Annotated in this window: 21 protein-coding genes; all 21 read left to right on the top strand. The window is 29.7% G+C overall.

What is annotated here, in order from left to right; translation table 11 throughout:
- Positions 1–30: 30 nt before the first annotated feature.
- Positions 31–1,110, top strand: coding sequence for a DNA-processing protein DprA (gene dprA, locus ACWW38_RS00690; RefSeq protein WP_456258913.1), 1,080 nt, complete (start codon positions 31–33; stop codon positions 1,108–1,110).
- A gap of 69 nt (positions 1,111–1,179) precedes the next feature.
- Positions 1,180–3,255, top strand: coding sequence for a type I DNA topoisomerase (gene topA / locus ACWW38_RS00685; RefSeq protein WP_456258912.1), 2,076 nt, complete (start codon positions 1,180–1,182; stop codon positions 3,253–3,255).
- Positions 3,256–3,518: 263 nt separating this feature from the next.
- Positions 3,519–4,298 (top strand): GTP-sensing pleiotropic transcriptional regulator CodY, encoded by a 780-nt coding sequence (codY, locus tag ACWW38_RS00680; protein WP_456258911.1) that lies wholly within the window; start codon positions 3,519–3,521, stop codon positions 4,296–4,298.
- 218 nt (positions 4,299–4,516) lie between these two features.
- Positions 4,517–5,218, top strand: coding sequence for a 30S ribosomal protein S2 (rpsB, locus tag ACWW38_RS00675; RefSeq protein ID WP_456258910.1), 702 nt, complete (start codon positions 4,517–4,519; stop codon positions 5,216–5,218).
- A 30-nt stretch (positions 5,219–5,248) separates the two neighbouring features.
- On the top strand, positions 5,249–6,166 hold the full coding sequence (tsf, locus tag ACWW38_RS00670; RefSeq protein WP_456258909.1) for a translation elongation factor Ts: 918 nt from the start codon (positions 5,249–5,251) through the stop codon (positions 6,164–6,166).
- A 111-nt stretch (positions 6,167–6,277) separates the two neighbouring features.
- Positions 6,278–6,988, top strand: coding sequence for a UMP kinase (gene pyrH, locus ACWW38_RS00665; protein WP_456258908.1), 711 nt, complete (start codon positions 6,278–6,280; stop codon positions 6,986–6,988).
- Between the two features lie 16 nt (positions 6,989–7,004).
- Positions 7,005–7,562 (top strand): ribosome recycling factor, encoded by a 558-nt coding sequence (frr, locus tag ACWW38_RS00660; RefSeq protein WP_456258907.1) that lies wholly within the window; start codon positions 7,005–7,007, stop codon positions 7,560–7,562.
- Positions 7,563–7,645: 83 nt separating this feature from the next.
- A complete protein-coding gene (locus tag ACWW38_RS00655; protein WP_456258906.1) occupies positions 7,646–8,407 on the top strand; it encodes an isoprenyl transferase in 762 nt (253 codons plus the stop codon).
- A gap of 10 nt (positions 8,408–8,417) precedes the next feature.
- Positions 8,418–9,218 (top strand): phosphatidate cytidylyltransferase, encoded by an 801-nt coding sequence (locus ACWW38_RS00650; RefSeq protein WP_456258905.1) that lies wholly within the window; start codon positions 8,418–8,420, stop codon positions 9,216–9,218.
- Between the two features lie 3 nt (positions 9,219–9,221).
- Positions 9,222–10,208 (top strand): AI-2E family transporter, encoded by a 987-nt coding sequence (locus ACWW38_RS00645; RefSeq protein WP_456258904.1) that lies wholly within the window; start codon positions 9,222–9,224, stop codon positions 10,206–10,208.
- A gap of 16 nt (positions 10,209–10,224) precedes the next feature.
- On the top strand, positions 10,225–11,379 hold the full coding sequence (dxr, locus tag ACWW38_RS00640; protein WP_456258903.1) for a 1-deoxy-D-xylulose-5-phosphate reductoisomerase: 1,155 nt from the start codon (positions 10,225–10,227) through the stop codon (positions 11,377–11,379).
- Positions 11,380–11,406: 27 nt separating this feature from the next.
- Positions 11,407–12,417, top strand: coding sequence for an RIP metalloprotease RseP (gene rseP, locus ACWW38_RS00635; RefSeq protein ID WP_456260383.1), 1,011 nt, complete (start codon positions 11,407–11,409; stop codon positions 12,415–12,417).
- A gap of 18 nt (positions 12,418–12,435) precedes the next feature.
- The gene (gene ispG / locus ACWW38_RS00630; protein ID WP_456258902.1) at positions 12,436–13,485 is read left to right on the top strand and encodes a flavodoxin-dependent (E)-4-hydroxy-3-methylbut-2-enyl-diphosphate synthase; all 1,050 of its coding nucleotides are present in this window, start codon (positions 12,436–12,438) and stop codon (positions 13,483–13,485) included.
- 71 nt (positions 13,486–13,556) lie between these two features.
- Positions 13,557–17,882: a PolC-type DNA polymerase III gene (locus ACWW38_RS00625; protein WP_456258901.1), complete on the top strand. Its 4,326-nt coding sequence runs from the start codon at positions 13,557–13,559 to the stop codon at positions 17,880–17,882.
- 208 nt (positions 17,883–18,090) lie between these two features.
- A complete protein-coding gene (gene rimP, locus ACWW38_RS00620; RefSeq protein WP_456258900.1) occupies positions 18,091–18,552 on the top strand; it encodes a ribosome maturation factor RimP in 462 nt (153 codons plus the stop codon).
- Between the two features lie 11 nt (positions 18,553–18,563).
- On the top strand, positions 18,564–19,610 hold the full coding sequence (nusA, locus tag ACWW38_RS00615) for a transcription termination factor NusA (protein ID WP_456258899.1): 1,047 nt from the start codon (positions 18,564–18,566) through the stop codon (positions 19,608–19,610).
- A gap of 28 nt (positions 19,611–19,638) precedes the next feature.
- Positions 19,639–19,917 (top strand): RNase P modulator RnpM, encoded by a 279-nt coding sequence (rnpM, locus tag ACWW38_RS00610; protein ID WP_456258898.1) that lies wholly within the window; start codon positions 19,639–19,641, stop codon positions 19,915–19,917.
- Positions 19,918–19,949: 32 nt separating this feature from the next.
- On the top strand, positions 19,950–22,031 hold the full coding sequence (gene infB / locus ACWW38_RS00605) for a translation initiation factor IF-2 (protein ID WP_456258897.1): 2,082 nt from the start codon (positions 19,950–19,952) through the stop codon (positions 22,029–22,031).
- 31 nt (positions 22,032–22,062) lie between these two features.
- A complete protein-coding gene (gene rbfA / locus ACWW38_RS00600; RefSeq protein ID WP_456258896.1) occupies positions 22,063–22,428 on the top strand; it encodes a 30S ribosome-binding factor RbfA in 366 nt (121 codons plus the stop codon).
- Entirely contained in the window at positions 22,415–23,383 is a 969-nt protein-coding gene (locus ACWW38_RS00595) for a DHH family phosphoesterase (RefSeq protein ID WP_456258895.1), read from the top strand. The genes rbfA and ACWW38_RS00595 overlap by 14 nt, the downstream gene beginning before the upstream one ends.
- Positions 23,383–24,252, top strand: coding sequence for a tRNA pseudouridine(55) synthase TruB (truB, locus tag ACWW38_RS00590; protein WP_456258894.1), 870 nt, complete (start codon positions 23,383–23,385; stop codon positions 24,250–24,252). Before ACWW38_RS00595 ends, truB begins: the two co-directional genes overlap by 1 nt.
- Positions 24,253–24,265 lie beyond the last annotated feature (13 nt).

Raw genomic sequence — 24,265 nt, 5'->3', positions numbered from 1 at the left:
TTCTATTAAAAATAAGGAGCACAGTACATAATGAATGATTATGAAATTTGGTTTGCCATATCACAACTATCATATACTACAAAAAATATATTACTAAATAATTTTAAAACTTTAGATGAAATATGGTATTATAGTATACATGATAAAAAAAATGAATTTATAAATGAAAAGGTTAGGAGTATATTAAAAAAATCTTGGGACAAAGACAAAATTAATAATTTAAAAACCAAGCTATTATATGAAAATATAAATACAGTGGTAATTACAGATAGTATGTATCCTGAAAGATTAAAAAAATATGAAGATGCTCCTTATATGCTATTTTACAAAGGTGATATTAAAAAATTAAATACTAAATCTAGCGCTGGTATTGTAGGTTCTAGAAATTGCACAAACTATGGTATTAATGTTACGAATATAATATGCGAATCTCTTTGTGAAAATAATATCAATATTATAAGTGGTATGGCCAGAGGAATAGATTCTATAGCACACAAAAAGTGCATAAGTAAAAATTCATATACATGTGCTGTGCTGGGTTCAGGAATAGATGTTGTTTATCCTAAAGAAAATTTTAAAATATATAACGATATTATGAATAATGGATGTATTATTTCTCAATTTTTACCTGGAACAAAACCCTATGCCTATAATTTTCCTATAAGAAACAGAATTATAAGTGCTCTAAGTGACATTTTAATAGTTGTAGAAGCCGGGGAAAAGAGTGGTTCACTTATAACTGCAGGAGCTGCATTAGATCAAGGAAAAGATGTTATAGCAGTACCAGGTAATATTTTTTCTTCCGAAAGTAAAGGAACAAACCAATTGATAAAAGAAGGGGCATATATTTTAACAGACATTGAAGATGTTTTTCAACTTTTACATATAGAAAGCACAAAGCAAATACCGCAGGTTAATGTAAAAATGAAAACTTTAGAAAAGGTAGTTTATGATAATATTAATAGTAGTCCAATACATTTTGATGATATTTTAAGGCTAACAAAGATTGACATAAAACAATTATATGAGGTATTATTTGAATTGCAACTAAGAGAAGAAGTAATGTATATAAGTGGAAATTATTATGTTAGGAATAATAAGCGAATTTGAAGCTAATATAATAATATAAGAATATCTAAACTTATTTTTGGAGAACTCAAGTTTATTGGAGGGGATAGTATGGGTCAAAAACTAGTTATAGTAGAATCTCCAGCAAAAGCTAAAACAATAGGAAAATATTTAGGAAAAAATTATGTTGTTAAAGCATCAATGGGACATATAAGAGATTTACCTAAAAGCCAATTAGGTGTTGATATAGAAAGCAATTATACCCCTAAATATATAACTATAAGAGGAAAAGGTGAATTGTTAAATAATCTACGAAAAGAAGCAAAAAAAAGTGATAAAGTATTTCTTGCTACTGACCCTGATAGAGAGGGAGAGGCAATTTCTTGGCATCTTGCTGAAGCATTAAAACTAGACGAAAATCAAAAATGTAGAATTGAATTTAACGAAATTACAAAAAACGCTGTAAAATCTGCTATAAAAAATCCAAGAGCTATTAATGCAAATTTAGTTGATGCTCAACAAGCTAGAAGGGTTTTAGATAGACTAGTTGGATACAAAATAAGCCCTATTCTTTGGAGAAAAGTTAAATGGGGATTAAGTGCTGGAAGAGTTCAGTCTGTTGCTTTGAATTTAATATGCAATAGAGAAGATGATATCAAAAATTTTGAGGCAAAAGAATATTGGACAATAGAGTGCCAGCTTGAAAGTCAGAAATCTAGCAAACCGTTTATAGTTAAGCTATATTCAAAGGATAATAAAAAAATAGAAATAGCTAACGAAGAGGAAAGTACTCGAATAAAAAATGAACTTAATAAAAATAAATTTACTGTAAATGATGTTAAACTTTCAAATAAAAACAGAAAGCCATTACCGCCATTCACAACAAGTACCTTCCAACAAGATTCTTATAAAAAGCTGAACTATTCAACAAAAAAATCTATGTCTATTGCTCAACAACTTTATGAAGGTATAGATATAAAAGATCACGGGACCATAGGTTTAATAACTTATATGAGAACTGATTCAGTTCGTATATCTAAAGAAGCACAGGAAGGTGCTAAAGACTATATAGTGAATGTTTTTGGAGAGAATTACATACCAAAAACTATACGTAATTATAAAGGAAAGAAAAATATACAAGATGCTCATGAAGCTATTAGACCTACGTATATAGAACTATCTCCTGATAAAATAAAAGATAGTTTAAAACCAGAACAATATAAAGTCTATAGCTTAATATGGAAAAGATTTGTGGCAAGTCAAATGGCTGATTGCTTAATGAATACTATATCAGTAGGTATAGAGAACGGGCCGTACATGCTAAAAGCTAGTGGCTCAAATATAGAATTTGATGGTTTTATGAAAGTTTATGATTACTCTGCTGAAGAAGATGAGGAATCAATCAAAATACCAGATTTAGAAAAAGGTGAAGTTTTATCAAAGAAAAATATTAAAACACTTCAGCACTTTACTCAACCACCGGCAAGATTTTCTGAGGCTACACTGGTAAAAACTTTAGAAGAAAATGGAATTGGCCGACCAAGTACTTACGCACCTATAGTATCTACATTAATAGATAGAAAATATGTGGAGAGAGAAAAGAAAACATTAATGCCGACGGAGCTAGGATTTATTGTAAACAATATTGTTAGTGAATACTTTAAAAAGATAGTTGATGTAGAATTTACAGCTAAAATGGAAAATAAGCTAGACTATATAGAAGAAGGAAAAGAAAATTGGAAACATGTAGTTAATGAGTTTTATACACCATTAATTGAATATATAGAGTTAGCAGAAAAAGAAATATCAAAAATAACAATTGAAGATAAACCTACTGAAATCAAATGTGATAAATGTGGTAGATACATGGTTATAAAGCATGGTAGATTTGGTGATTTTTTAGCCTGTCCAGGATATCCTGAGTGTAAGAATACTAAACCTATGCTAGAAGAAATTGATGTTCAATGTCCACTATGTGGTGGAAAGGTACTATTAAGAAAAAGTAAAAAAGGAAGAAAGTTTTACGGATGTAGCAATTACCCTGAATGTAATTTTGCTAGTTGGTTTGAGCCATCAGAAAAAAGATGTACAAAATGTGGATCTTTTATGGTGAAAAAAGAAAATAAGAAGCAAGGTAAATATTTAGAATGCTCTAATAAGGAATGCAAAAATATTATTCAAGAATAAGATATAAAAAAAGTAGTAAAATAAGTATAAATAATGTTTAACTCTATTAAATATTATTTAAAGCGAATAACCTTAAACTTCAAGTGAATAAAATTTTATGTCGAATTAACAAATAGAGAGTTGAAATATAACTCTTACTATGCTATCATATTTGAAGAAGTTAAAACAATTCTAAATATTTAAAAAATATAAACATTTAAAAACTATATACACTATTCTTAAAATGTATATGGTCTTTAAGAAGTTTAAGAAGGAGAGGTACGATGGCTTCAGAATTATTAAATAAGATACGAATGCTTAATAAGATATTACAAAAAACAGGGGCTGAACCGGTTGTATTCGATGATATATGTGCCTCGTTAAGTCAGGTGCTAGAGTGCAATGTATATATAATAAGTAGAAAAGGTAAAATACTAGGGTATAAATTCTTTAATGGTTTAGAATGTGAAAGTGTTAAACAAAAAGTATTGACAGAAAAAAAATTTCCTGAAACATTTAATACTAAATTGTTAAACATTCAAGAAACTCTTGCAAATATTGAAAATGAAGGTAGATCATCTTTCGATGAAACTAAGCCAGCTGAAATGGAAGGGAAATTATCAACAATAGTTCCGATAGTTGGGAATAGAGAGAGATTAGGAACACTGTTTATTACTAGATTCGAAGGAGAATTCACAGATGAAGATTTAGTATTAGCTGAATATAGTGCTACTATTGTTGGACTAGAAATTTTAAGAGCTAAAAATGATGAAGTAGAAGAAGAAGCAAGAAAAAAAGCTGTAGTACAGCTAGCTATAGGTACTCTATCATATTCAGAACTTGAGGCTGTAGAACATGTTTTTAATGAATTAGACGGAAATGAAGGCCTTCTAGTTGCATCTAAAATAGCCGATAAAGTTGGTATAACTAGATCTGTTATAGTAAATGCATTAAGAAAGTTTGAAAGTGCAGGGGTAATTGAATCTAGATCTTTAGGAATGAAGGGTACACATATTAAAATTTTAAATGAAAAGCTATTAGACGAGTTAAAGAAAATAAAATAGTAAAGAATAAATAGAGAATAGGCATAATTTCCTATTCTTTACTTATGTAAATTAAATTTAGAAGTTTTTTATAAATTTTGTTGAACCACTTCAATTCATGTGATATACTACATAAGGAAGAAAAACACACATTGTCTAATTTATGAGATGGTGCCTTAACTAAGGTTTAATCATGAGAAAAGGCAATGGAGGTAAAAACCAATTAGGAGGTAATATTAATGTCAGTAATTTCAATGAAACAATTATTAGAAGCTGGTGTTCACTTCGGACATCAAACAAGAAGATGGAATCCAAAAATGGCTCCATATATTTTCACAGAAAGAAATGGTATATACATTATAGACTTGCAAAAAACTGTGAAAAAAGTTGAAGAAGCTTATGACTTCATTAAAAGCGTATCTATAGATGGAAAAGATATTTTATTTGTAGGTACTAAAAAGCAAGCTCAAGAAGCTATTCAAGAAGAAAGCGTAAGAGCTGGAATGCATTTTGTTAATAATAGATGGTTAGGCGGAATGCTTACAAATTTTAAAACTATTAAAACAAGAATAAATAGATTAGAAGAATTAGAAAACATGGAGCAAGACGGAACATTTGAAGTTCTTCCTAAAAAAGAAGTTATTAAGCTAAGAAATGAAAAAGAAAAGCTAGAGAAAAATCTAGGCGGAATCAAAAACATGAACGCTGATAATATAGGAGCTTTATTTGTAGTTGATCCTAGAAAAGAAAAAAATGCTCTAGCAGAAGCAAAAAATCTTGGAATACCAGTTGTTGCAATAGTTGATACAAACTGTGATCCAGATGAAGTTGACTATGTAATTCCAGGAAATGATGACGCTATAAGAGCTGTAAGATTAATAACAGCTAAAATAGCAGATGCTATAATAGAAGGAAGACAAGGCGAACAATTAGCTGAATAATTTTAAATTAACTTGTTAGGAGGAATATACATGATTACTGCAAAAATGGTTAAAGATTTAAGAGAAAAAACAGGCGCAGGAATGATGGACTGTAAAAAAGCCTTAACAGAATCAAATGGGGATGAAGAAAAGGCAATAGAATATTTAAGAGAAAAAGGATTAGCAGCAGCTGCTAAAAAATCAGGCAGAATAGCTGCAGAAGGTTTAGTAACAACATATATATCTGCTGATAATAAAACAGCTGTAGTGTTAGAAGTTAACTGTGAAACAGATTTCGTTGCTGTTAACAAAGATTTTGTTAACTTTACTAACAATGTTGCAAGACAAATAGCTACTACTAGCGTAACTACTCTTGATGAATTATTAGAAGCAAAATTCATTGAAGACGCAAATATGACAGTTAAAGATGCATTAACTGCTTTAATAGCAAAACTTGGCGAAAATATGAATGTTAGAAGATTTGAAAAAGTTGAAGTAGCAAATGGTGCAATTAACAGCTATATACACGGTGAAGGAAAAATAGGTGTACTAGTAAAATTAGAATGTGCTAATGAAAGCAATGTTTTACTTGAAGTAGCAAAAGATATAGCAATGCAAGTTGCAGCTACAAATCCTCTGTTCTTAGACGAAAACAGTGTAGACCAAGAAGCTATTAATAAAGAAAGAGAAATATATAGAGTTCAAGCCTTAAATGAAGGTAAACCTGAAAAGATAGTTGATAAAATGGTTGAAGGTAGAGTTCAAAAATATCTTAAAGAAGTGTGCTTAATTGATCAAGTTTGGGTAAAGAATTCCGATTATACAATAAAGCAATTGCTTGAACAAAAATCAAAAGAAGTTGGAGCACCTATAACTCTTTCTCAATTTGTAAGATTTGAAAGAGGAGAAGGTATTGAAAAGAAAGAAGAAAACTTTGCAGAAGAAGTTCAAAAGCAGATGAAAAAATAATGAATAAAAATAAATAAAGAGAACACTAAGTGTTCTCTTTTTTTAAAGCTATAATAAAATATAATGCACAAAAAGGTGTGAATTTTAGAATTCTGGAGGTATAATAATATTATGAATTCATCTAAATATAAAAGAATAATGCTTAAGTTATCAGGAGAGGCTTTAAGCGGAGACCAAGGTTTTGGAATTGACTTTAATGTTACTAAAAGAATAGCAGAAGAAATTAAAGAAATAGTTGAAATGGGAATAGAAGTTGGTGCAGTTGTTGGTGGCGGAAACATATGGCGTGGTAGAAATGGTGAAGATATGGATAGAACTACTGCAGACTATATGGGAATGCTAGCAACCTGTATAAACGCATTAGCATTACAAGATTCTCTTGAGCGTATAGGGGTTGACACTAGAGTTCAAACAGCTATTGCAATGCATGAAGTAGCTGAGCCATTTATTAGAAGAAGAGCTATGAGACATTTAGAAAAGAAAAGAGTAGTAATATTTGCCGCTGGAACAGGCAATCCATATTTTTCAACTGATACAACTGCAGCCTTAAGGGCAGCAGAAATTGAAGCTGATGCTATTTTATTAGCAAAAAAAGTTGATGGAGTATACGATAAGGATCCAAACAAATACGATGATGCAAAAAAATTTGATAAACTTACATACATTGAAGTACTAGAAAAAGGATTACAAGTAATGGACTCTACTGCAACATCTCTTTGCATGGATAATAATATTCCGATAGTAGTATTCGGACTTGAAACACCAAATAACATAAGAAAAGCTGTTATGGGTGAAAAAATAGGCACTACAGTGTCAAAGTAATAAGGAGGAATATATAATGATTAAAGATATCTTACAGAAATCAGAAGAAAAGATGGAAAAAACCATTACAATACTAAAAAAAGATCTTACATCTATGAAAGCTGGTAAAGCAAACCCAAGTATTCTTGATAAAATAAGTGTAGAATATTATGGAAGTGAAACTCCTATTAATCAGTTAGCTGGTATATCATCTCCAGAGCCAAGAGTTCTTCTAATTCAACCATGGGATAAAAGTTCTCTGAAAAGCATAGAAAAAGCTATATTACAATCAGACTTAGGGTTAAATCCTTCAAATGATGGGAGTGTTATAAGACTTCTTATCCCTGAATTAACTGAAGAAACTAGAAAACAAATCGTTAAAAAAGTTAAAAAAACAGGTGAGGATGCAAAGATCGCAATAAGATCTATAAGAAGAGAATCTAATGACAAAATCAAAAACTTAAAAAAAGATAATCAAGTTACAGAAGACGAAGCTGTAGACGGAGAAGAAACTGTTCAAAAAATAACTGATAAATTTATTAAGAAAATAGACGATATAGTTAATGCAAAAGAAAAAGAAATAATGTCTATATAATTTTATAATATAATTTTTAAAATACCTGCGATAACGCAGGTATTTTAAAAATTTACTAAGTGAAATGAATGGAGTTAATATTTATGAGAAATTTTTTTAGTAGTAAAAATAATATAGATAACTACAATATAGAAATTGATAAGAATAATATGCCACAACATATAGCTATAATAATGGATGGAAACGGTAGATGGGCAAAAGAAAGAAAGTTTCCAAGGACATATGGGCATAAAGTTGGAGTAGAGGCGATACGTGAAATTGTTAAGGAATGTAGTAAGCTAAATATTAAATATTTAACACTATATGCTTTTTCCACAGAAAATTGGAAAAGGCCTAAAGATGAAGTAAATACATTAATGAAACTCTTAGTAGAGTATTTAAAAAAAGAATTAAATGAATTACACTCACAAGGAGTTATAGTTAACAGTATAGGCGATATAACAGCTCTTCCCCTTATCTGTCAGGAAGAATTATATAATGCTTATAAAAAGACAAAGAATAATAAAGGATTAATATTGAATCTTGCATTAAATTATGGTGGAAGAGATGAAATATTATACGCTATGAAGAGTATATTTAGAGAAATGCAAAATAAAAATTTGGATATTGATTCTATTGATGAGGCTCTAATATCTAAACATTTATATACTAAAAATATGCCAGATCCAGATATAATAATAAGAACAGCAGGTGAACAACGTTTAAGTAATTTTTTATTATGGCAATGTGCCTATTCTGAGTTTTGGTACACAGATGTAAAATGGCCTGATTTCAACAAGGAATGCTTGAGAAGAGCTATTTATGATTATCAAAATAGAGATAGACGCTTTGGCGGAATAAAATAGGAGTGAAACTATGGATAAGCGATATTTAGGAGCATTAATTTTATCACCACTGATTATAGTATTATTTCTAGGAGGTATATATCTAAAATTATTGGTTATGATTCTTTCCCTTTTTGGAATGTATGAATTTTTTAGTATTATGGAAAAAAAAGAATTTAAACCCATAAGTATAGTTGCATATATTCTTTCTTTATTTTATTATATTTTCTTAATTAATGGTACAGCGGATTTTAAAAATATTTTTTTGCTACTTATTATTGCTGTTTTCTTAATGCTTAGCATTCCAGTATTTAATGAAAAATATAATTTTATAGATGTAGCTATAACAATATTAGGATTTGTATATGTATCAGTTTTCTTTAGCTTTATTGTCTTAATAAGTGGAAAACAAACTGGCAGCTATTTAGTTTGGACCATATTCATTTCTGCTTGGTCATGTGACACTACTGCATACTATGTTGGAAAATATTTAGGGAAAAATAAACTTTGTCCTAGAGTTAGTCCTAAAAAGACAGTAGAAGGAGCCATAGGTGGACTTTTAGGTAGTACGATTTTTTGTGGTATTTATGGTTTAATTATTAGTAAATTAGGTATTAATATTCCTATATTTAACTTTTTTTTAATAGGTTTATTTTGTGGAATATTTAGTCAAATAGGAGACTTAGTTGCATCATCTATAAAGAGATATATAGGTGTAAAGGATTATAGTAATCTTATACCAGGACACGGAGGAATTTTAGATAGATTTGATAGCATACTTTTTGCATCTCTTGTAGTATATTATTATATAACATTTATAATGGGGATGTAGTTATTGGTTAAGATTCAAGATACATATATTAAGCTTATAAAATGTACAATCATACTAATAGTGTTTACATTATTGACTATTATAATTAAATACTATTTTACGCCTTTTTTTATAATAATTTTTATGCTTTTTTTATGTAAGCCAATTTTTGATTTACTATGCAATTTAAACATATTTAATAAAAATATAAATGCTATAATAAGTGTTTTATTAATAAATTTAATAATTTTTTTTATAACTATTTATACAGGTAAAGTGGTTATAAATAAAATATATTTTTTTATTCATCAAAATTACAACGATTTAACTACTCAGTTACAAAACATTGTAGAAACTTTTAATAAATCTTTTAACCTTAATATACTGAACATAGATAATGAAATAAAGAACTTTCATTCAAAAATCACCTATAATAGTTATATAAAAAGAGGGGCAGTATATACAACCCAAGGCATTTTTGCCTATTTTATTAGTAACATAGCTGTTTACTTTATTTTAGTTGATAAGTATGTTATAGTTAAAACTATTGAAAAACTTACTTCTAGTGAAAAACTTATTAATTTAAAAAATAAAATGGTCCAGATAAATAAAATATTTAAAATAGAATTAATATTAGTATTGATTACAACACTAGAAACTATTTTTGGATTTATGGCATTAAATATAGATAATGCACTATTTCTATCATTACTATGTGGATTATTTGATTTGATACCTTACATAGGCACAATAGTAATATTTATACCGCTTATTATTTATAACTTCATAACTAACAATAAAATTATAGCTATTGGGCTAATTATTTTGTATATATTACTTCAAATAACTAGGCAAATAGCTGAAGCAAAATTTGTAAGTGATAAACTTAAGATTCATCCCTTAATAATATTGCTAAGTTTATATTTAGGCATAAGAGCTTTTGGAGTTATAGGATTGTTTATGGCACCTCTTTATATAATAATAACTAAAGAAATAATATTTTCAACTTAAGACAGGAGTTAGTATTATGAAAAATATATGTATCTTAGGAGCTACAGGCTCTGTTGGAATTCAAACTTTAGATGTAATAAGAAAGCAAAATGAAGAGTTTAATTTAGTAGCTTTTTCTTCAAATAAAAGCTATGAAAGTACAATAAAAATAATCGAAGAATTTAAACCTAGTTATGTAGCTATAACCGATAATGTGAATTACATAAAAATTAAGGAATATTGTAAAGATAATCATATAAATATAAATGTACTTCAAGGAATGGAAGGACTAATACAAATTGTAAAAATTAAAGAAATTCACCTAGTGGTAACTTCTATAGTAGGAATGATAGGCCTTGTGCCAACTATAGAAGCTATAAAGGCCGGAAAAGACATAGCTTTAGCTAACAAAGAAACCCTTGTTACAGGCGGTGAACTTGTCATAAGTGAAGCAAAAAAATACGGAGTAAACATACTTCCAGTAGATTCAGAACATGGCGCCATCTTTCAGTGCTTACAGGGAAATACCGAAGAGAGTTTAAGTAAAATTATATTAACAGCCTCAGGAGGACCTTTTAGAGGTAAAACCAAAGAAGAACTAATAAACATAACTCCAGAGGAAGCAACAAATCATCCAAAGTGGAACATGGGTAAAAAGATATCTGTTGACTCTTCTACATTAATAAATAAGGGATTAGAGGTAATAGAGGCTCATTGGCTATTTGGCTTAGACTATGACGATATAAATGTTATTATTCATCCAGAAAGTATAATTCATTCAATGGTTGAATATAGAGACGGAAGTGTAATTGCTCAATTGGCTGTTCCTGATATGAGATTGCCAATTCAATATGCATTAAGCTATCCAAGTAGAGGAAATCTTATAATAGATAAACTAAATTTTAATAATATAAAGAATTTAAGTTTTGAAGAACCTGATTTTAAAAATTTTCCTGGATTAAAACTTGCTTATGATGCAGGACGTGCTGGCGGAGTAACTCCCACAATATTTAATGCTGCTAATGAAGTAGCTGTAGATTTATTTTTAAATAAAAAAATACAATATTTAGATATAATATATTTAATTGAAGACTGTTTGAGTAAACTTGAGAATAAGTCTATTTTAAGTTTGGATGCTATACTTGAAACAGAAATAAAGGTTAAAGAATTCATTAAAAGTAAATATAATTAAAGGGAGGAATAATTATTGCAAATTCTAATTAATATTATTCTAGTAGTACTGTCATTTAGTATACTAGTAATAATTCACGAGTTGGGACATTTTATTCTAGCTAAAGCTAATGGAGTAAAAGTAGAGGAATTCGCTATAGGTATGGGACCGAAAATATTTGGCGTAAACGGTAAAGAAACTTTATATGCAGTAAGAGCTATACCAATTGGTGGATATGTAAAAATGTTAGGTGAAGATGAAGAAAGCTCTGATCAGAGAGCCTTTTCAAATAAATCACCTTTAAGAAGATTAAGTATAGTAGCTGCAGGGCCAATAATGAATTTTATTTTAGCAATAATTTTATTTGCTATTGTTAGTTCATTAAAAGGATTTTCAGTTCCTATCGTAAGCAATATAGTTCCAGAAAGCCCAGCCATGAAAGCTGGAATTAAGCCAGGAGACAAAATAATTGAAGTCAATAATTATAATATATCCACTTGGGAAGATTTTGTAGCACAAATAAGTCTCTCAAAAGGTAATCCTGTAAATTTAAAGCTATTAAGAGATGATACACAAAAATCAGTTATTTTAACGCCTAAGAAAGATGTAAAAACTGGCAGCTATATAGTTGGAGTTTACTCAACTATTATAGAAAAACCAACCTTATCACAATCAATTTCTTACGGATTTAAAGAAGCAGGATCTACAATTAAACAAACATTTTTATCTTTAGGAATGCTGTTCAAAGGGCAAGCATCAAAAAATGATATTGGGGGACCTGTTACTATAATAAGAGTTACTTGGGCTGTTTCAAAGGCTGGATTAGTAAACCTAGTAGCATTTTCAGCATTTATTAGTATACAACTTGCTATATTTAACTTATTGCCTTTCCCAGCATTAGATGGATTTTGGATATTCGTATCTTTATATCAAATAATAACTAGAAAAGAAGTAGATAAGGATAAAATTGGCATAATTAATACAATTGGATTTGCATTGTTGCTGCTAATAATGATACTAGTTACCATAAAAGATGTGCTATATCCTATCAAACTTTAAAGAATTAGGGGATGCTCTATGAAAAGAAAAGAAACAAAGAAAGTTAAAGTTGGAAATATATATGTTGGCGGTGACGCTCCTATTAGTATACAATCTATGAATAATACTGATACCAGAGATATATCGGCTACTATAGCACAAATTAAGGACTTAGAAAATGCTGGATGTAATATTACAAGATGTGCAGTACCAGACATGAATGCTGCAGAGGCACTAAAAGAAATAGTAAGTAATGTTAATATTCCGGTTGTTGCTGATATACATTTTGATTATAAATTAGCACTGAAATCTATAGAAAGTGGTGTAGCTGCTTTAAGGATAAACCCAGGAAACATAGGCAGTATTGATAAAGTAAAAATGGTAGCAACTGCAGCCAAGGATAAAAGAATTCCTATCAGAATAGGCGTGAATTCTGGCTCCTTAGAAAAAGATTTACTTCAAAAGTATGGTAATGTATGTCCTGAAGCATTAGTGGAAAGTGCCTTAAAACATGTAAATATACTAGAAAATATAAATTTTGATGATATAGTTATATCTATTAAATCTTCAAATGTAGTTCAAATGATAGAAAGTTACAAAATGATTTCTTCTAAAGTTGATTATCCACTACATATTGGAGTCACAGAAGCAGGTACTATATGGAAAGGCACTATAAAATCTAGCGTAGGTATAGGTGCCCTTTTGGCAGAAGGCATTGGAGATACTATTAGAGTATCACTTACTGGAGATCCAATTGAAGAAATTAAGGTTGGGAAGCAAATATTAAAATCATTGGGATATAATAATGAAGGAATTGAGTTTATATCTTGCCCAACTTGTGGAAGAACACAAGTTGATTTAATAAAACTTGCAACTGAAGCAGAAAAAAGATTAGAATCTTGTAATAAAAACCTAAAGGTGGCGATCATGGGCTGTGTCGTAAACGGTCCTGGGGAAGCTAGGGAAGCAGATATAGGTATAGCTTCTGGAAAAGGTGAAGGACTTATATTTAAAAAAGGTAAAATTATAAAAAAAGTAAAAGAAGAAGAGCTGATTGAAGAATTGATTAATGAAATAAATAACATTTAGGCTATGATTTTTTCATAGCCTATTTCTTTAATTAATGTATAATAACCAAGATATACTTAGGAGGGGCTTTAATGAATATAAGTTTAGCTCAAATTCTAAAAAATGAAATTGATTCTAATAGTGAGTTTTTTGAACAGAATATAGAAATATTAAGAGTTCAATATTTAACTAAGAGTAATAGACTAAAAGTAATATTAAAATCTATTAATGAACTAAACAATGAAAGTAAGCAAAACATAAAAAATTTAATTTTAAAAAAACTTAATTATTTTGAAAATATCGATATAGTTTGCTACAGAGATGCTTCGAATGTAACCCTAGAAGAAGTTATTCAGGAATATTGGATTGATGTGGTGGAAAATATCTCAATAAATATACCTTTGTGTAAACAATTATTAGCTAACTCTAATAGAAAAGTAGTTAATACTACTCTACAAATAGATTTAGGCGATGAATTTACATGCAGATTACTTAAAAATAAAAAAATTGATAAAATAATTAAAGATACCATTAAGGATATGTTCGAAATTAAATGTCTAGTGTCAGTTAATTATGATTCAGAATTTCATCAAGATAATTATTTTGAGCTTAAAGATAGTGAAGAAAAAGCTATAATAAAATCTGTACTGGAAAACAAAGTAATTAACGAACATAAAACTGAGGCTAAGCCAGCTCCAAAAGTAAAAAATAATGATACGTACGAAAAAGATTATACTTCAAGAAAATACGCCAAAAACCCTAATGCCATTTTTGGAAGAGATGCTTCAGGTGAAGTTGTAGATATATGTTCTATAAATGAAACTTCAGGAATGGTTACTATTTGTGGAGATATTTTTAAAGTTAATGTAATTGAAACTAAATCAGGAAGGAAGATAATATCAGTTTATATAACCGATTATACTAGTTCTATAACAGTTAAATGTTTTCCAAAACCAAAAGAAACTGATGAATTATTAGATGAACTTAAGGTTGGATTACACTGTAAAATTAGAGGAGAAGCAGTTCATGATTCTTTTGCTAGAGAAGTAGTGGTAATGTGTCGGGATATAGTGAAAACTACAATTATTGAAAAAATGGATACATGTGAGGAAAAAAGAGTTGAGTTACACCTGCATACTCAAATGAGTGCTATGGATGGAATGTCATCAGCTTCATCACTTATTGCAAGAGCAGCTAAATGGGGGCATCCAGCTGTTGCTATTACAGACCATGGAGTAGCTCAAGCATTTCCAGAAGCTATGGATGCGGCTAAAAAGCATAAGATAAAAGTAATATATGGTGTTGAAGCATATCTTGTAAATGATGGGGTACCTATTGCTACAAATGTAACAAGTGAAACAATTAATGATACTTATGTAGTTTTTGACATTGAAACTACTGGATTTTCTAGCAGCTACGATAAGATAATAGAAATTGGGGCTGTAAAAATACAAAATGGTTTAATTATTGATAGTTTTAGTACTTTTATTAATCCAGAGGTAAAAATACCATATCGCATAACCGAACTTACAGGAATTACAAATGATATGGTTAAGGATGCTTATACAATTGATAAGGTGCTCCCTGAATTTATAGAATTTATAAATGGAAGTGTTTTAGTAGCTCATAATGCTAATTTTGATACTTCTTTTATTAGAAAAAATTGCAATAGGCTTAATATAAAATTTAGTTACCCAGTAATGGATACTATCCCATTGGCTAAATATTTATTTCCAGAGCTAAATAAATATAAACTAAACATTGTAGCAAAACATTTAGGAATTTCTCTTGAAAATCATCATAGGGCTGTAGATGATGCCAAAGCTACAGCTGAAATATTACTTAAATGCTTTGAATTATTGCAAGAAAGGAATATTATTTCCTTAATGGATTTAAATAAAGAGTATCTTGGAAACCAAGACATAAAAAAACTTCCAACATACCACCTTATAATACTTGCTAAAAATCAAAATGGTTTAAAAAATTTATATAAGCTTATTTCACATTCCAACCTTGATTATTTCTATAGAAGACCGAGAATGCCTAAAAGTTTAATTGAACAATACAAAGAAGGATTAATAATTGGTTCAGCTTGTGAAGCTGGGGAAGTTTATAAAGCTGTATTAGAAGGCAAAAGTGAAGAAGAATTATTAAATATGATAAAATTTTATGATTATTTGGAGATACAGCCTTTAGGAAATAATGACTTTATGCTAAAAAATGGCACTGTGAAAACCAAAGAACAGCTTATGGAAATAAATAGAAAAATATTTGAATTGGGTGAAAAAAATAATATTCCAGTAGTAGCTACAGGTGATGTTCACTTTTTAGATGAAAAACATAGTAAATTTAGAGAAATACTAATGAAAGCTCAAGGATTTTCAGATGCTGAAAACCAGCCTCCACTATATTTTAAAACTACAAATGAAATGTTAAAGGAATTTGAATATCTTGGAGAAAAGAATGCAAAGAAAGTAGTCATAGAGAATCCTACTAAAATTGCAAATGAAGTTGAAAATATTAAGCCAATACCAGATGAAACTTTTCCACCTAAGATTGAAGGAGCAGATGATGATATCAGAAATATGACTTTAAGTAAAGCACATTCGATATATGGAGATCCGCTACCTGAAATAGTTCACAAACGGTTAGAAAAAGAGTTGAATTCAATAATTAGTAATGGATATGCTGTGCTGTATTTAATAGCACATAAATTAGTTGCAAAGTCTTTAGCTGATGGCTATTTAGTAGGTTCTAGAGGATCAGTAGGCTCCTCATTAGTGGCAACAATGTCCAATATAACAGAAGTTAATGGATTACCACCCCATTACGTTTGTCCAAATTGTAAACATAGTGAATTTTTTACTGATGGTTCGGTGGCTTCTGGAGCAGATTTACCACCTAAAATATGCCCTGAATGTGGTTCAGAATATATACGTGATGGCCATGATATTCCATTTGAAACTTTTCTAGGTTTTGATGGAGATAAGGAACCTGATATAGATTTAAATTTTTCAGGAGATAATCAAGCAGACATACACAAATATACTGAGGTTCTATTTGGTAAGGGTCATACTTTTAAAGCTGGTACCATTGGTACAATTGCAGATAAAACTGCTTATGGATTTGTAAAAAAATACTTAGATGAAAAAGAGTTGATTGTACCTCAAGCTGAAATTGAAAGACTAGTTCAAGGATGTACGGGAGTAAAAAGAACTTCTGGTCAGCACCCTGGTGGTATAATGGTAGTTCCAAGTGATAATGAAATATTTAATTTTTGTCCAATTCAGCACCCAGCTGACGATAATAATTCTGATATAATAACAACACACTTTGATTATCATTCTATTAGCGGAAGACTATTAAAACTTGATATTCTAGGCCATGATGATCCAACCGTTTTAAGAATGTTAAAGGATATTACAGGAGTGGATCCTACTACAGTACCAATAGGTGACGAAAAAGTACTTAGTCTATTTACATCAACTGATGCTTTAGGCATAACAGCTGAAGAATTAGATTGTCCAATAGGAACATATGGCTTACCAGAGTTTGGAACTAAATTTGTAAGACAAATGCTTTTAGATACTCAGCCAAAAACCTTTTCTGATTTGGTCAGAATATCTGGATTATCACATGGTACAGATGTTTGGCTTAATAATGCTCAATATTATATAAAAGAAGGATATACAACCTTAAAGGATTGTATTGCCACAAGAGACGATATTATGATCTATCTTATACATAAAGGATTACCACCTAAGGAAGCCTTTAATATAATGGAAAAAGTAAGAAAAGGTAAAGGACTTACAGAAGAACATGAAAAACTAATGAGAGAAAATCAAGTACCTGAGTGGTATATAGAATCTTGTAAAAAAATTAAATACATGTTCCCTAAAGGTCATGCTGTAGCCTATGTAATGATGGCTGTTAGAATAGCTTACTATAAAGTTTATTATCCCCAAGCTTACTATGCTACATATTTTACTGTAAGAGGTATAGATGATTTTGATGCAGAACTGATAGTTAAAGGTGAAGATGTAGTAAAGAAAAAGATGGATGAAATTAATTCACTAGGTAATAATGCAAGCCAAAAGGATAAAGGACTGTTAACCAATCTAGAACTTGCTTATGAAATGTATAAAAGAGGAATAAAATTTTTGAAAGTGGATATATATAAATCTGATGCAACTAAATTTTTAATTGAAGATAATGATATAAGACCACCTCTTAGTTCATTAGCAGGCGTTGGAACAAATGCTGCAAAAAGTATAGCTGCTATTCGTGATGAAGGAGAATTTATTTCAAAAGAAGATCTAAGACTTAGAGCAAAGGTATCTAAAACTGTTATAGAAGCTTTGTCAGAACATGGATGCTTAGATGGATGGTCTGAAACGAATCAGTTATCATTATTTTAAGTATAAAATGTTTTATCTGTATTACTTGAAATAGATTTATCTCTGTGTTAAAATGATATAGGATACTTTGCAGATAAATTTTAGCATGAGAGTGGGTATGAAACCCACTCTTTATATTTGTAAAAACGCAACTAATTTGTTGCGTTTTTCATTAATGTCTGATTATTTAATTAGAAATTGAGAAAACTAAAAGTAAGGAGGGCTAGAAATGAAAGATAACTTTTTATTAGATAGACTTTCACAATTGATAGAACCAATAGTGCTAGAATTGAATTATGAACTTTATCATATAGAGTATGTAAGGGAGCAAAATGAAAATTATCTTAGAGTATATATAGATAAGCCAGAAGGCATATCTTTAGAAGATTGTGAAAAAGTAAGTAGAAGAATAAGTGATGTTCTAGATGAAACTGATCCTATTGAAGATGCCTATTATTTAGAAGTATCTTCTCCTGGTATTGAAAGAATATTGTATAATGATGGCCATTTAAAAAAGTACATACACAGTAATGTAGTTATTAAACTATCAAAACTATTTAATGGAAGTAGAAAATTTGAAGGCGAATTGTTGGAATTTAATGATAAATCAATAATAATTAAAAATGAAATTTCTAATATAGATATTCCAAGAGATAGAGTGAAGAAGATCATTTTAAAAGGGGAGTTTTAGGAGGTCTTAAAATGAACGGAGAATTTATTGAAGCTTTAAGAGAAATTGTTAAAGAAAAAGGTATTAGTGAAGATTTATTATTTGATACTGTTGAAGATGCATTAGTATCAGCTTATAAAAAGAACTACGCTAAAGTAGGTGGTAACCTACAAAATGTTAAGGTTTCTATTAATAGAGATACTGGAGAAATCCATGTTTATATTCAAAAGAAAGTTACTGAAGAACCATTAACAGTCAATGATATGTCTATTGAAGAAGCTAGAAAAATTGATGCAAAATATCAATTGGAAGATATAGTAGATATTGAAGTTACTCCAAAAAGTTTTGGAAGAATAGCAGCTCAAACAGCTAAACAAGTTGTAATACAAAGGATTAAAGAAGCTGAGAGAAAAGTAATATACAATGAATTTATATCTAAAGAATATGATATAATCACTGGCACAGTTATAAGAAAAGATAAAGGAAATGTATTTGTTGATTTGGAAAAAATAGAGGCAGTGCTTGGACCAAATGAACAAATGCCCGGTGAAGAGTATAACTTCAACGATAAATTAAAGCTATACATAGTAGAAGTTAAAAATACTACAAAAGGGCCTCAAATTGTAGTTTCTAGAACTCATCCTGGGTTAGTAAAAAGATTATTTGAATTAGAGGTTCCTGAAATATATACAGGAGTAGTAGAAGTTAAAAGCATCGCTAGAGAAGCTGGATTTAGAACAAAGATAGCTGTTCACTCCAATGATGAAAATGTTGATGCAACTGGTGCTTGTGTAGGACCTAAAGGAATGAGAGTTCAAAGTATAGTAAATGAATTAAAAAACGAAAAAATAGATATAATTAAATGGGATAAACTTCCTGAAAAATATATTGCCAATGCTTTAAGCCCAGCTAAGGTTTTAGATGTGGAAATAGATGAAGCGAATAAAGTAGCAAGAATATTAGTTGAAGATAACCAATTGTCCTTAGCTATAGGTAAAGAAGGTCAAAATGTTAGACTCGCAGCTAAGTTAACTGGTTGGAAAATTGATATAAAAACCCAATCACAAGTATCTGAGTAATCTATTATGAAAGGCGGTAATTTTATTTATGAAAGTAAAAAAGATACCAGAAAGAATGTGTACTGGATGCTCAGAAATGAAACCTAAAAAAGAACTAATTAGGATTGTAAAAAATAAAGAAAATGAAATATCTATAGATTTAGTTGGTAAAAAGCCTGGCAGAGGAGCATATGTTTGCAAAAATCTTAAATGCTTTGAAGCAGCATTTAAAACTAAAAGACTTGAGCGAAATCTTGGTATTAAGATAGATGAAGAAATTTATAATAAACTGAGAAGCGAGATTGAATCAAATCAAGTAGAAAAGTAAATTGATCAAGATACTTATTGGGGGTGAATGTTTTGGCTAAAACAAGAGTATATGAATTAGCAAAAGAATTAAACATTTCAAGTAGAGAGTTGATAGACATACTATTAAGTGAATTTAATATAAAGGTTAAAAATCACATGAGTGTGTTAGATGAGGAAGATGCAGAATTAATTAAAGAAATTTTTAGCGAAGCTGAAGAAAATTCTTTAAACGAATCGCAGAAAAATCTAAAGAAGAGTATAGTAGACGAATATGAAGAAGAAATTGATAAAAAAGTAATAGTAAAAAGCAAGAAAAAAGGAAATAAAAAACAAAATGAAAGTGCGGAAGCGGAAACGAGAGAAAATTTGAGCGAAGAAATAGTAGTAGAAATTGAAGACACTATAACAGTTAAAGAATTAGCTGATAAGCTAAAAAACCCAATTACTGAGGTTATAAAACAATTAATGTTTATGGGAGTAATGGCTGCAATAAATCAGGAATTAGACTTTAATACAGCTGAAAAACTTGCTGAAAAATTTGATGCAATTGTAGTACATAAGGATACAACTGCTGATGTTATTTTAGAAGAAATCGAAGATAATACAGAAGATAATTGTGGAGAAAAAAGGCCACCGGTTGTAACTGTTATGGGACACGTTGACCATGGTAAAACATCTATACTTGATGCTATAAGAGAAGCTAAAGTAACTACTACAGAGGCTGGCGGAATTACACAACACATCGGTGCCTATACTGTAGAAGTTAATGGAGAAAAGATAACATTTTTAGATACACCAGGACACGAAGCCTTTACAACTATGAGAGCAAGAGGAGCTAAAATCACAGATATTGTTATTCTTGTAGTTGCTGCTGATGACGGAATAATGCCTCAAACTGTTGAAGCAATAAACCATTGCAAAGCTGCCGGAGTTCCTATAATTGTAGCTATTAATAAGATTGATAAACCTGGTGCAAATATTGATAAAGTAAAACAGGAATTAACAGAATACAGTTTAATACCAGAAGATTGGGGTGGAGATATAATAACTGTCCCAGTATCAGCTCACACAAAAGAAGGACTTGATAACCTACTTGAAATGGTTGTTTTAACATCTGAAATGGAAGAATTAAAAGCAGATTCTAATAGAAAAGCTAAAGGTACTGTAATAGAAGCAAGATTAGATAAGGGAAGAGAGCCCGTAGCTTCACTATTAGTTCAAAATGGTACTCTTAGAGTAGGAGACTCTATAATTGTTGGTTCTACATATGGTAGAATAAGAGCTATGTTTGATGATAAGGGAAAAAATATTAAAGTAGCTGGTCCATCTATACCTGTTGAAATACTTGGTCTTTCTGAAGTTCCAGATGCAGGAGATAGATTTAATGTAGTAAAAGATGAAAAAACAGCTAGAAATATGGCAGAAAGCAGAAAACAAAAATTAAGAGAAGAGCGTATGACCTCAACTAATAGAGTTTCTCTAGAAGACTTATATAATCAAATTCAAGAAGGAAAAGTAAAAGAACTTGATGTAATTGTTAAAGCTGACGTTCAAGGTTCTGTTGAGGCAGTCATACAATCATTAGAAAAGCTATCTACAGATTCAGTTAAAGTAAGAGTAATACACGGAGCTGTAGGAGCTATAACAGAAACAGATGTAACATTAGCAGCTGCCTCTAATGCTATAATAATAGGTTTTAATGTTAGACCAGCAAGTAATGCATCATCACTTGCAGAAAAAGAAGGCGTAAATATAAGAACATACAGAGTAATATATGATGCTATAGAAGATATAAAATCTGCAATGCTAGGTATGCTAGATCCAGAGTATAAAGAGGTTATTTTAGGTACAGCAGAAGTTAGAATGACTTATAAGATATCAACTGTTGGAACTATAGCAGGATGCTATGTATTAAACGGAAAAATTACTAGAAACAGCAGCGTAAGAATTATAAGAGATGGAATAGTTATATTTGAATCAGAAATTTCATCACTAAAGAGATTCAAAGATGATGCAAAAGAAGTGGCTTCCGGATATGAATGTGGTATAACTATTGAAAAGTTCAATGACATAAAAGAAGGTGACCATATAGAAGCATATGTAATGGAAGAAATTAAGCCAAAAACTATATAAGACCAATATAGTGTTCAAAGGAGGTAGTTACATGGCTAAGCATAGACTTGGAAGAATTAACGAAGAAATAAAGAAAGAAATCAGTAATATAGTTCGTGATGAAATTAGCGATCCTAGACTTACTGCAATGGTTAGTGTAACTAAGGTAGAAGTAACAAATGATTTAAGATATGCTAAAGTATTTGTTAGTCTATTTGGTAATGATGAATCTCAAAAGGAAAGTTTAGAAGCACTAAAAAGTTCAGCAGGATTTATTAGACGTGAAGTTGGTCATAGAATTAATCTAAGGTACACTCCAGAAATTATTTTGGAACTAGATAATAGTATAGAACAAGGTATGCACATAAATACTCTTTTAAGTGATTTAAAGGAGAGAAACAAAAATGATAAAAAGTGATTTTAATCATATTATAGAAACCTTAAGTAAAAGTAAAAAAATAGGTATCACTTGCCATGTATCTCCTGATGGAGACTCTTTAGGAAGTTCCCTTGCTTTAATGCAAGGACTTCTTAAATTGGGCAAGGAAGTTTATATAATGTCAAAAGAGACATTGCCAGAAACTTTTACTTATCTCCCTTTTTCAAGAGAAGTAAATAAACAAATTGATCATGTTCTAGAGGGTACTGATACTGTAGTAGTTGTTGATTGCGGTAATATAGATAGAATAAACTCTAATTTAGATATAGAAAATAGAAATTATAAATTATTAAACATAGATCATCATCTTTCAAATGACTTATATGGAGATATAAATTATGTTGAAATAAATGCAGCAGCAGTAGCAGAAATTATATATAGCATCCTTAAAAGTCTAGAAATATCAATAGATAAAGATATTGCAACTTGTCTTTACACTTCTATACTCACCGATACTGGATCATTTAAACACTCTAACACCACAAACTTAACTCATAATATTGCAGGTGAGTTAATAAATACTGGATTCGACTTTACAGAAATACATAGAATTATATTTGAAAACAAAAAGTTTTCTCGAATTAAATTATATGGCAAAGTAATTGATAAAATGTCATTGTCTTTAGATGGAAAAATGTGTATTATGGAGCTTACTAAAGCTATGCTAAATGAATTTAATATGGATAACGGTGATACTTCTGATATTATAGCTTTAGGAACTCAAATAGATAATTCAGAGGTAACAATTCTAATAAAAGAATCTGATGAGGGAACAAAGGTTAGTCTAAGATCTAAAAACAAACTTGATGTTAGAAAAATAGCCGAAGAGTTTGGTGGTGGTGGACACATTAAAGCATCAGGATTTTCCAGCACTAGAAGTATAAATGAAATTAAGGAAATATTAATTAATAAAATAGAAAAAGAGTTGGTGTAATGGACGGAATAATAAATGTATACAAACCAGTTGGAATAACCTCTTTTGATGTGATAAGAGATATAAAGAAAATAACAGGAATAAAGAAAATAGGACATACTGGTACCTTAGACCCACTAGCTTCTGGGGTTTTACCTGTATGTATAGGTAAGGCTACTAAAGCTGTAGATTTTATTATGAACGGTTTTAAAATATATAAAGCTGAGTTAAAGCTAGGTGTAGTTACAGATACCTATGATAGAGAAGGCAAAATTTTAGAAACTAATAAAATCAATGTTTCAGAAGAAGAGATTATAAAATGCATTAATTCTTTTAAAGGAGATATACTTCAAGTTCCTCCTATGTATTCTGCTATAAAAGTCAACGGAAAAAAGCTTTATGAATTAGCACGAAAAGGAATTGAGGTAGAATTAGAATCTAGACCGATTAAAATTTTTGACATTGAAATTTTAGAAGTTAAAATTCCTTATGTAACCTTTAATGTTAAATGCTCTAAAGGGACTTATATAAGAAGTTTATGCTACGATATAGGGAAGAATCTAAATTGCGGTGCAACAATGTGGAACCTAGAAAGAATACAAAGTGGTAGTTTTTCTAAAAATAATTCTGTTAAACTAGAAGATTTAAACAAGAATAATATTGAAAAATTCTTAATTCATATAGATGAAGTTTTTAGTTATTATGATAAAATAGAAGTAAATCCAAAAGCGGAAAAATTACTTGTAAATGGAGTATGTATAGGTGATAAAAAGCTATTACCTAAGACCGATAATAATACAGTATATAGGGTTTATAATAATAACGGAACGTTTATCGGAATTGGACTAAGAAATGAAAACGGATTTAAAATAGAGAAACTATTTCTTTAGGAGTTGAAGTTAA

This window comes from Clostridium sp. JNZ J1-5, assembly GCF_053901425.1.
Note: the sequence above shows the minus strand (reverse complement) of the source record. Positions and strands in the feature narration are given on the sequence as shown.

Coding starts and splice junctions, on each gene's coding strand:
- ACWW38_RS00655 (WP_456258906.1), top strand. CDS start 7,646: ATGAGAAATTTTTTTAGTAGTAAAAATAATATAGATAACTACAATATA.
- tsf (WP_456258909.1), top strand. CDS start 5,249: ATGATTACTGCAAAAATGGTTAAAGATTTAAGAGAAAAAACAGGCGCA.
- rbfA (WP_456258896.1), top strand. CDS start 22,063: ATGGCTAAGCATAGACTTGGAAGAATTAACGAAGAAATAAAGAAAGAA.
- ACWW38_RS00650 (WP_456258905.1), top strand. CDS start 8,418: ATGGATAAGCGATATTTAGGAGCATTAATTTTATCACCACTGATTATA.
- rnpM (WP_456258898.1), top strand. CDS start 19,639: ATGAAAGTAAAAAAGATACCAGAAAGAATGTGTACTGGATGCTCAGAA.
- truB (WP_456258894.1), top strand. CDS start 23,383: ATGGACGGAATAATAAATGTATACAAACCAGTTGGAATAACCTCTTTT.
- frr (WP_456258907.1), top strand. CDS start 7,005: ATGATTAAAGATATCTTACAGAAATCAGAAGAAAAGATGGAAAAAACC.
- pyrH (WP_456258908.1), top strand. CDS start 6,278: ATGAATTCATCTAAATATAAAAGAATAATGCTTAAGTTATCAGGAGAG.
- ACWW38_RS00625 (WP_456258901.1), top strand. CDS start 13,557: ATGAATATAAGTTTAGCTCAAATTCTAAAAAATGAAATTGATTCTAAT.
- topA (WP_456258912.1), top strand. CDS start 1,180: ATGGGTCAAAAACTAGTTATAGTAGAATCTCCAGCAAAAGCTAAAACA.
- nusA (WP_456258899.1), top strand. CDS start 18,564: ATGAACGGAGAATTTATTGAAGCTTTAAGAGAAATTGTTAAAGAAAAA.
- rimP (WP_456258900.1), top strand. CDS start 18,091: ATGAAAGATAACTTTTTATTAGATAGACTTTCACAATTGATAGAACCA.
- dprA (WP_456258913.1), top strand. CDS start 31: ATGAATGATTATGAAATTTGGTTTGCCATATCACAACTATCATATACT.
- ispG (WP_456258902.1), top strand. CDS start 12,436: ATGAAAAGAAAAGAAACAAAGAAAGTTAAAGTTGGAAATATATATGTT.
- ACWW38_RS00595 (WP_456258895.1), top strand. CDS start 22,415: ATGATAAAAAGTGATTTTAATCATATTATAGAAACCTTAAGTAAAAGT.
- dxr (WP_456258903.1), top strand. CDS start 10,225: ATGAAAAATATATGTATCTTAGGAGCTACAGGCTCTGTTGGAATTCAA.
- rpsB (WP_456258910.1), top strand. CDS start 4,517: ATGTCAGTAATTTCAATGAAACAATTATTAGAAGCTGGTGTTCACTTC.
- codY (WP_456258911.1), top strand. CDS start 3,519: ATGGCTTCAGAATTATTAAATAAGATACGAATGCTTAATAAGATATTA.